Raw genomic sequence first — 8,716 nt, 5'->3', positions numbered from 1 at the left:
ACCCGGTCGGCAGCACCGGTGCCCGACTGATCACCACGGCGTTGTACGAGCTCGAACGCACCGACAAGTCAACGGCTTTGATCACGATGTGCGCGGGCGGCGCGCTGTCCACCGGCACCATCATCGAGCGGATCTAACCTTCTCTGCGAAAGGCCCCCGGCACCGCGGTGTCCGGGGGTCTTTTCGTCAGCTGGCGCGGCCGTAACCTGCCGGACAGAAGTCGACCTCCCAGTGTTTGACGCCGTTGAGCCATCCCGAACGCAATCTGTCGGGCTCTCCCGCCGATGCGAGGTCCGGCATGTGATCGGCGATGGCATTGAACATCAGGTTGATGGTCATCCGCGCCAGGTTGGCACCGACGCAGTGGTGCTCGCCATTTCCCCCAAATCCAACATGCGGGTTGGGGTTTCGCATTATGTCGAAGGAGAACGGATTCTCGAAGACCTCTTCGTCGAAGTTGGCGCTGCGGTACATCATCACCACGCGCTGCCCCTTCTTGATCTGCACACCACCAAGCTCGGTGTCCTCCAACGCCGTCCGCTGGAAAGACGTCACCGGCGTCGCCCACCGCACAATCTCATCGGCGGCCGACTCGGGACGCTCCCGCTTGTACAGCTCCCACTGCTCCGGAAACTGGGTGAAGGCGTGCATTCCGTGCGTGATGGAGTTACGGGTCGTTTCATTGCCGGCCACCGCCAAAAGCATTACGAAGAAACCGAATTCGTCATCGGAAAGCTTCTCGCCGTCGATATCGGCATTCACCAGATCAGTACAGATGTCCGTACCGGGTTCCGAGGTCTTGCGCGCCGCAACCTGCATGGCGTACATCAGCAGCTCGGCGCTGGCGGTGGCGCTGTCGTCCTCACCATTATCAGAATCGTCGGAACCCACCAGCCTGTTGGACCAGTCGAAGAGCTGCTCACGCTCATCCAGTGGCGTACCCATCAAACCCGCGATGGCTTGCAGCGGAAGCTCACAGGCCACCTGCTCCACGAAGTCACCATGCCGCATCTGTGCCGCCGACTTCGCGATGCCCTGCGCCCGAGCATTGAGGTCGTCCCGCAGTCGGCCCACCGCTCGCGGCGTGAACCCACGGCTGATGATGTGCCGCAACCTGCTGTGCCGGGGCGGATCCATGTTGAGCATGATCAATCGTGTCGCGTCGATCCGCTCACGCGGAGTGGTGGAGAGATAGCGCGGTATCGCCGTGTTCTGCTCGCTGGAGAACACATCGGATCGGAGCGAAACCTCCCTGACATCTTTGTGTTTGGACACCACCCAGAAGCCCTCGTCGTCGAACCCGGCGACCCTGCGCTCGGTGTGATTCCACCAGATCGGCTCGGTGTGCCGCAGCTCTGCGAGCTCACGCTCCGGGATCCCACGCACGAAAAGATCAGGATCGGTGAAGTCGATACCTGCGGGAAGGTTGGGATGTACCACGCTGTACCTCCTGGCCTGTGACGTATTTCACTAATGGCTCTAGTCGCAGTGAAGCACAGAAATCGACCCCAGGACAAGGGTGTGCGGAGGAAAAAACCCAGATCTAGAACGTGTTCTAGGTACGTGACAGCTTGGGGACGAAGATCGCGCGGATGTGGTGAATCCGCGGATCGTCGGCCGGAATTTTGAACGTCTCGTCTACTTTGGCGACAACGCGCCAACCGGCCGCCTTCGCCTTGGTCTCGATGACGAAGCTCGCGATGACGTTCTCTCCCTCGACGCGGAACTGCCGATTGGAGGCCGCCGCGATAAGACGGAACTGCGGACCGTTATTCAGGCTGCGCCGCAAGTGATCTCCGGAGAACCCGGTCTTGACACCCTGCTCGATCCGCACGCACTCCGGGGCAAATGGCACCGCGTCCGCCTGATGAGTAACCAACGCTTCGATGTACGCGTTGGCGGCGGCAATTCGTTCGGCATCGGTGACTGTCGGCACCCTCACAGGATAGGGGTACGGTGCCGATATGAGCGCACCTGCCCAGCTGAATTCCGAGTTCGCCGGCAAGCTGATCAAGTGGATGACCACCGCCAACGTGTGGCTGTACCAGCGGACCGACGGTCGTCTCGGCGGAAAGTGGCGTGTAGGTGCAGCTTTCCCGTGGGGCATACCGGTGCTGCTGGTCACCACCACCGGCCGCAAGACCGGGCAGAAGCGGCTGAGCGCACTGCTCTATCTGCCCGACGGCGACAAGATCGTCCTGGTGGCATCGCAAGGCGGGCGTGCCGGCAACCCGGCGTGGTACCTCAACCTGAAAGCGAATTCTGAAGTCAGCGTTCAGATCAAGGGTGATATCCGCACTATGACGGCTCGCACCGCGACCGATGAAGAGCGCGCGTACTACTGGCCCAAACTGGTCGAGCTGTACGCCGACTTCGACAAGTACCAGTCGTACACGACCCGCACGATCCCGGTCGTCATCCTCGAGCCGTAGTTGCGTCGACACGCCGCCTCGTGGCGGACACGTACGGATACGAATCCGCCGCGATACGGCGTGTCGGCGGGGAGAGCTAAGCCTGCGAGCCGTAGACCGGAACCGGCGTGCGCGCTTGGCCGAGCAGGTCGCTGACCACGGGACCCAATTCGCTTGGATCCCAACGTGCTCCCTTGTCAACCTGCGGTCCGTGCGCCCAGCCCTCGGCGACGCGAATGATGCCCGCCTCGACCTCGAACACCTTTCCGGTGACCTCACGAGACTCGGGGCTGCCCAGCCACACCACCAGCGGCGAGACGTTCTCCGGGGCCATCGCGTCGAACGCGCCGTCCTCCGGCTTGGCCATGGTCTCGGCGAAGACCGCCTCGGTCATCCGGGTACGGGCGGCCGGAGCGATGGCGTTGACGGTGATGCCGTAGCGGCCCATCTCGGCGGCGGCCTGCAGGGTCAGGGTCGAGATACCGGCCTTGGCGGCGGCGTAGTTCCCTTGCCCCACACTGCCTTGCAGACCAGCGGCGGAACTGGTGTTGATGATGCGCGCGTCCACCGCATTGCCTGCCTTGAACTCGTCGCGCCAGTAGGCGGCGGCGTGACGCAACGGTGCGAAGTGCCCCTTGAGATGCACACGGATCACCGCGTCCCACTCCTCCTCGCTCATGTTGGCAAGCATCCGGTCGCGCAGGAAACCGGCATTGTTGACCAGAACATCCAGGCGGCCAAAGGAATTGACGGCGGTGTTGATGAGGTTCTTGGCGCCGCTCCAGTCGGCGACGTCGTCACCGTTGGTGACGGCCTCTCCACCGGCAGCCTTGATCTCCTCCACGACCTCCTGTGCGGGGCTGGAGCCGGCCGAGCCATCCAGGCCCACACCGATGTCGTTGACGACGACCCGTGCGCCTTCGGCTGCGAATGCCAGCGCGTGCGCACGGCCAATACCGCGGCCCGCACCGGTGATGATGACGACCCGTCCATCGAGCAAACCTGGCACGTTACTTCTCCTTAGCGTTGACATTGGCGGCGTCGAGGAACGCGGGGCGCTCTCCCCCACCGTGAACCGTGAGGACCGAACCGGTCACATACGAAGACAATGGCGATGACAGAAATGCTGCGGTCCAACCGATCTCGTCAGGGTTGGCCAGACGTCCGAGGGGCACCGTCGCTCCCACAGAGGCGATACCGTCTTCGTCGCCGTAATGCATTTCCGACAGCTCGGTGCGGATCATCCCGGCGGCAAGCGCATTCACCCGCACCTTGGGTGCCCACTCCACGGCCAGGCTCCGGGTCAGGCTCTCCAGGCCGGCCTTGGCGGCGCCGTAGGCGGCGGTGCCCGGTGACGGACGGCTCGCGCTCACACTGGTGATGTTGACGATGGTGCCGCCCTCGTCCTGCTTCTGCATCACCGCGTTGGCCCGCTGCGAGACAAGCAGGGCAGAGAGCAGATTCAGCTCGATGATCTTGCGATGGAAGTTGTGGCTGACGTCGGCGGCGAGGGCGAAGGGAGCCCCTCCGGCGTTGTTCACGACGGCATCCAGACGGCCATGGTTGGAGACGATGGTGTTGATCAGCGCGTCCACCGACTCTTCGTCGCGAACATCGCAGGAATGAAATTCATAAGGGGTCTCGCCCGGACGTCGCGCACAGGTAACCACTGTGGCCCCTTGGTCGGCGAAGACCTGGCTGATCCCGGCACCAACGCCGCGGACGCCTCCGGTGACCAGTACGACGCGACCGCCGAGGCCGAGATCGTATGACGGCGCCCGATGCTCTTCGCCGGCGCTCATCGCTGCCACCTGACTGTCCTCCTGCCGATTTCCTGCGCTTTCCTGCTGCGCACGGGCCATGGTAGCGTACCAAGCAAGTGCTTGTTTCGGTACCTTGAGGAGTCTCATGGGCATCATCACCGCGACGGTTGAACCGGGCATCGTCACCGTCACCGTCGACTACCCGAAGGTCAACGCCATCCCGTCGCGCGGGTGGTTTGAGTTGGCCGACGCCATCCTGGCCGCGGGTAATGACCCGTCCACCCACGTGGTGATCCTGCGGGCCGAGGGCCGCGGGTTCAACGCGGGTGCCGACATCAAAGAAATGCAGCGCACCCAAGAAGAGGGCAAGGGTTACACCGCTCTCATCGACACCAACCGGGGCTGCTTCGAGGCCTTCAGCGCGGTGTACCGCTGCAAGGTGCCGGTCATTGCCGCCGTCAACGGTTTCTGCCTCGGCGGCGGAATTGGCTTGGTGGGCAACGCCGATGTGATCGTCGCATCCGATGACGCGGTGTTCAGCGTTCCCGAGGTGGACCGCGGCGCGCTCGGTACGGCCACCCACCTGCAGCGACTGGTCCCCCAGCATGTGATGCGCCGGCTGTTCTACACAGCGGCCAAGATCGATGCAAAGACGCTGCAGCAGTACGGATCCATCCACGAGGTGGTTCCGCGCGACGAGCTGGACGAGGCCGCGCTGCGCGTCGCCCGGGACATCGCCGCCAAGGACACCCGCGTCATCCGGGCCGCCAAGGAGGCCATCAACTTCATCGACCCGCAAGACGTCGAGTCCAGCTACCGCATGGAGCAGGGCTTTACGTTCGAGCTCAACCTGGCGGGTGTCGCCGACGAGCACCGAGACGCGTTCGTCGAGACCGGAAAGCCGAAGGGACAGTAAATGGGAGACAAGCGCACCACGCTCGACGAGGTCGTCGCCGAGCTGCGCAGTGGAATGACCATCGGTCTCGGCGGCTGGGGTTCGCGCCGCAAGCCCATGGCGTTCGTACGCGCGATTCTGCGTTCGGACATCAAGGATTTGACGGTCGTCACATACGGCGGACCGGACCTCGGCCTGCTGTGTTCTGCAGGCAAGGTCAAGAAGGCGTACTACGGTTTCGTCTCTCTGGACTCCCCACCGTTCTACGACCCGTGGTTCGCCAAGGCGCGCACCACAGGTGCGATCGAGTCCCGCGAGATGGACGAGGGCATGGTCAAGTGCGGCCTGGAGGCCGCCGCCGCTCACCTGCCGTTCCTGCCCATCCGGGCCGGGCTGGGATCCGACGTCATGAACTTCTGGGGCGATGAGCTCAAAACGGTCACCTCGCCCTACGCGGACTCGTCGGGAAATGCGGAAACCCTGGTCGCCATGCCCGCGCTGAACCTGGACGCCGCCTTCGTGCACCTCAACCTGGGCGATGCCACCGGCAATGCCGCCTACACCGGCGTCGACCCATACTTCGACGACCTCTACTGCATGGCCGCCGAACGTCGGTACCTCTCGGTGGAGAAGATCGTCTCCACCGAGGAACTGGTGAAATCCGTACCTCTGCAGTCGCTTCTGCTGAACCGCATGATGGTCGACAAGGTGGTCGAGGTGCCGGGCGGTGCGCACTTCACCATCGGCGCCGCCGACTACGGCCGCGACGAGAAGTTCCAGCGGCACTACGCCGAGGCGGCCGGCGACCCGGAGACCTGGCAGAAGTTCGTCGACACCTACCTGTCCGGTTCCGAAGAGGACTACCAGGCAGCCGTTAAGCGCTTTAAGGAGCAGCAGGCATGAGTGAGGCAACCCGCGCCGAGGTATGCGCCGTCGCATGCGCCGAGTTGTTCAGGGACGCAGGCGAGATCATGGCCTCTGCGATGTCGACGATGTCCACCGTCGGCGCCCGACTGGCCCGCCTCACTTTCTCTCCCGACCTGGTGCTCTCCGATGGCGAGGCCGTCCTGATGGCCGAGACACCGGCGATTGGCGGCACCTCGCCGATCGAGGGGTGGATGCCCTTCCGCAAGGTGTTCGATGTGGTGGCCTCCGGCCGTCGGCATGTCGTCATGGGCGCCAACCAGATTGACCGCTACGGCAATCAGAACCTCTCGGCGTTCGGGCCGCTGCAGCACCCCACCCGGCAGATGTTCGGTGTGCGGGGCGCCCCCGGGAACACCATCAACCACGCCACCTCCTACTTCGTGGGCAACCATTCCGCGCGGGTGTTCGGTAACTCGGTCGACGTGGTGTCCGGTGTCGGCTACGACAAGGCCGATCCCGCGAACCCGGCATTCAAATACCTCAACGTGTTCCGGGTGGTCTCCAACCTGGGCGTATTCGACTTCAACGGCCCCGACCGACAGATGCAGGCACTATCCCTGCACCCCGGAGTCTCGGCCGAGGACGTCGCGTCAAACACCGGCTTCGAGGTACACGGACTGGCCGACGCCGCCGAGACCCGGCTGCCGACCGACGAGGAGTTGCGGATCATCCGCGAGGTGATTGATCCGAAGTCATTCCGCGACAAGGAAGTGAAGGCGTGAGTGCCCAGGTGCTCAAGACCCCGCTGACCGAACTTGTCGGCATCGACCATCCCGTCGTGCAGACCGGTATGGGCTGGGTGGCAGGTCCGCGCCTGGTGGCCGCCACCTCCAACGCCGGCGGACTGGGCATCCTCGCCTCAGCGACGATGACGCTGGAGGAGCTGGTCGCAGCCGTCGCGAAGACGAAGTCACTGACCGACAAGCCCTTCGGTGTGAACATTCGCGCCGATGCCGGTGACGCCAACGAGCGCATCGACCTGCTGATCAAGGAGCAGGTAAAGGTCGCATCTTTTGCGCTGGCGCCGAAGCAGGACCTCATCGCGAAGCTGAAAGACAATGGTGTCGTGGTGGTTCCGTCCATCGGAGCGGCCAAGCATGCCAAGAAGGTCGCGGCCTGGGGAGCCGATGCGGTGATCGTGCAGGGCGGTGAGGGCGGTGGACACACCGGTCCGGTCGCCACCACCCTGCTGCTGCCCTCGGTACTGGACGCCGTGAAGGACACCGGAATGCCGGTCATCGCCGCGGGTGGGTTCTTCGACGGACGTGGCCTCGCGGCGGCGCTGTCCTACGGTGCCGCGGGTGTCGCCATGGGCACCCGCTTCCTGCTGACCTCCGACAGCACCGTGCCGGATGCGGTCAAGCAGCGCTACCTGGCCTCCGATCTCGGCGGCACCGTGGTGTCGACGCGCGTCGACGGTATGCCGCATCGCGTGCTGCGCACCGAGCTGGTTGAAAAGCTCGAAAGCGGTTCGCGGGTACGCGGTTTCAGCGCCGCAATCCGCAACGCGGCCAAGTTCAAGAAGATGTCGGGCATGACATGGCTGTCCATGGTCAAGGACGGTCTGGCGATGCGGCATGGCAAGGAGCTCACCTGGTCGCAGGTGCTGATGGCCGCGAACACTCCGATGCTGCTCAAAGCCGGTCTGGTCGAGGGCAACACGAATGCGGGCGTGCTGGCCTCGGGTCAAGTCGCGGGCATCCTCGATGACCTGCCGAGCTGTCAGGAACTGGTCGACTCGATCGTCGCCGAGGCCGTCACACACCTACGGGCAGCCAACGCCACAATTCTCTAGGCGATTCTCCCGCAGCGAATTCCCGTCATTCCGACAGCGGATTCACAGAATGCGGGAGAATCCTGGAGATATGAGACACCGCAAGTTCACCTTCTCGACAGCTGCCTGTTGTGTGGCAGCCTTGGCAACCCTTGTACTCGCGCCCGTGGCCCTGGCCGACCCCGACGCGCCCTCAGTGCCGGAGCAGCCAATTCACGCGCCCGCGCAGGGATCCATGGAATTACCGACCGACCGCGGCCGGGCTCATGTACTGCCGCGAGACCAGAAGATCGGCGGCGCCAATCCGGATGTGCCGTACGGTACCGATCCCTACGTCCCAGATCACGCAGACAATATCGGCGGCGCCGATCCGTCCACTCCGGACGGTACCGATCCAGATGTGCCATTCGGGACGTGGGCTCAGAGCTAGTCGCCCGGTAGGGGAGCTTGTGGCAGACCATCATCCGGTGCCTGGGCAGGCGCCTCGGGTGCCGGGGTGTTGAAGATGTCTATGCTGTCCCGCTGATTCCAGCCATTCCAGGGGCTGTCCCCCCAACCTCCCGGGTACTGCGACAGCTGTGGCGGGAGATCGCCCATCGACTGCGGGAGGAATCCAAGTCCGCCACCGGGTAGTCCGGGGATTCCGGGGATTGAACAAATCTCCGGCGGGCACGGTTCCGCATTCGCCGGGGCACCGCTTGCGATGATGCCGAACGCCGCTGCCATCGTGCCGATCAAGACTCCTGCGCGCATATCCCTCAGGCTACGCCCGCGAATGTCGACCTTTCGTTGGAAAAGCCGCAGAAAGGTCGACATTCGGCCGTGAATTCAGAGGCGCTCGATGATGGTGACGTTGGCGGTACCGCCGCCCTCGCACATCGTCTGCAGGCCGTAGCGGCCCCCGGTGCGCTCCAGCTCGTTGAGCATGGTGGCGAAGAGCTTGGCG

The 8,716-nt window shown here is 64.1% G+C and carries 12 protein-coding genes and 1 pseudogene; 7 read left to right on the top strand and 6 right to left on the bottom strand.

The features are described from left to right. A pseudogene (locus MLB1_RS23880) lies at window positions 1-137 on the top strand (steroid 3-ketoacyl-CoA thiolase); the annotation flags it as partial. A gap of 49 nt (window positions 138-186) precedes the next feature. Here the strand turns inward: MLB1_RS23880 and MLB1_RS23875 are convergent. Next, window positions 187-1,440, bottom strand: a complete 1,254-nt coding sequence (locus tag MLB1_RS23875; RefSeq protein ID WP_180752353.1) for a cytochrome P450 — start codon at window positions 1,438-1,440, stop codon at window positions 187-189. A 115-nt stretch (window positions 1,441-1,555) separates the two neighbouring features. Further along, complete coding sequence (locus MLB1_RS23870; protein WP_371750688.1) at window positions 1,556-1,942, bottom strand: hypothetical protein; 387 nt, start codon at window positions 1,940-1,942, stop codon at window positions 1,556-1,558. 22 nt (window positions 1,943-1,964) lie between these two features. Here MLB1_RS23870 and MLB1_RS23865 point away from each other — a divergent pair, with 22 nt between their 5' ends. Further along, window positions 1,965-2,432 (top strand): nitroreductase family deazaflavin-dependent oxidoreductase, encoded by a 468-nt coding sequence (locus tag MLB1_RS23865; protein ID WP_180752351.1) that lies wholly within the window; start codon window positions 1,965-1,967, stop codon window positions 2,430-2,432. A gap of 76 nt (window positions 2,433-2,508) precedes the next feature. On the opposite strand, the gene MLB1_RS23860 is transcribed toward MLB1_RS23865, so the two are convergent. Then, complete coding sequence (locus MLB1_RS23860) at window positions 2,509-3,420, bottom strand: SDR family oxidoreductase (protein WP_358150010.1); 912 nt, start codon at window positions 3,418-3,420, stop codon at window positions 2,509-2,511. A 1-nt stretch (window position 3,421) separates the two neighbouring features. Beyond that, window positions 3,422-4,213, bottom strand: a complete 792-nt coding sequence (locus MLB1_RS23855) for an SDR family oxidoreductase (RefSeq protein WP_180752349.1) — start codon at window positions 4,211-4,213, stop codon at window positions 3,422-3,424. A 106-nt stretch (window positions 4,214-4,319) separates the two neighbouring features. Between MLB1_RS23855 and MLB1_RS23850 the strand changes: the two genes are divergently transcribed. The 5 genes from MLB1_RS23850 (at window position 4,320) to MLB1_RS23830 (ending at window position 8,200) form a co-directional block, all read left to right on the top strand. Continuing rightward, window positions 4,320-5,090, top strand: coding sequence for an enoyl-CoA hydratase family protein (locus tag MLB1_RS23850; protein WP_180752348.1), 771 nt, complete (start codon window positions 4,320-4,322; stop codon window positions 5,088-5,090). After that, complete coding sequence (ipdA, locus tag MLB1_RS23845; protein WP_180752347.1) at window positions 5,091-5,972, top strand: cholesterol ring-cleaving hydrolase subunit IpdA; 882 nt, start codon at window positions 5,091-5,093, stop codon at window positions 5,970-5,972. It abuts the gene before it with no gap. After that, window positions 5,969-6,718, top strand: a complete 750-nt coding sequence (locus MLB1_RS23840) for a CoA-transferase (protein WP_180752346.1) — start codon at window positions 5,969-5,971, stop codon at window positions 6,716-6,718. The genes ipdA and MLB1_RS23840 overlap by 4 nt, the downstream gene beginning before the upstream one ends. Next, the gene (gene ipdC, locus MLB1_RS23835; RefSeq protein WP_180752345.1) at window positions 6,715-7,791 is read left to right on the top strand and encodes a (3aS,4S,5R,7aS)-5-hydroxy-7a-methyl-1-oxo-octahydro-1H-indene-4-carboxyl-CoA dehydrogenase; all 1,077 of its coding nucleotides are present in this window, start codon (window positions 6,715-6,717) and stop codon (window positions 7,789-7,791) included. Before MLB1_RS23840 ends, ipdC begins: the two co-directional genes overlap by 4 nt. Window positions 7,792-7,861: 70 nt before the next feature. After that, on the top strand, window positions 7,862-8,200 hold the full coding sequence (locus MLB1_RS23830) for a hypothetical protein (RefSeq protein WP_180752344.1): 339 nt from the start codon (window positions 7,862-7,864) through the stop codon (window positions 8,198-8,200). On the opposite strand, the gene MLB1_RS23825 is transcribed toward MLB1_RS23830, so the two are convergent. Together MLB1_RS23825 and MLB1_RS23820 are read right to left on the bottom strand one after the other, a co-directional pair. Beyond that, complete coding sequence (locus tag MLB1_RS23825; protein WP_180752343.1) at window positions 8,197-8,523, bottom strand: hypothetical protein; 327 nt, start codon at window positions 8,521-8,523, stop codon at window positions 8,197-8,199. The two genes, MLB1_RS23830 and MLB1_RS23825, sit on opposite strands and share 4 nt — an antisense overlap. 75 nt (window positions 8,524-8,598) lie before the next feature. Further along, window positions 8,599-8,716 (bottom strand): hypothetical protein (locus MLB1_RS23820; RefSeq protein WP_180752342.1); only part of this gene is annotated, 118 nt, incomplete at its 5' end.

Source organism: Mycobacteroides sp. LB1, from assembly GCF_013449725.1.
GTDB lineage: Bacteria > Actinomycetota > Actinomycetes > Mycobacteriales > Mycobacteriaceae > Mycobacterium.
This window is presented reverse-complemented; position numbering and strand designations above follow the sequence as displayed.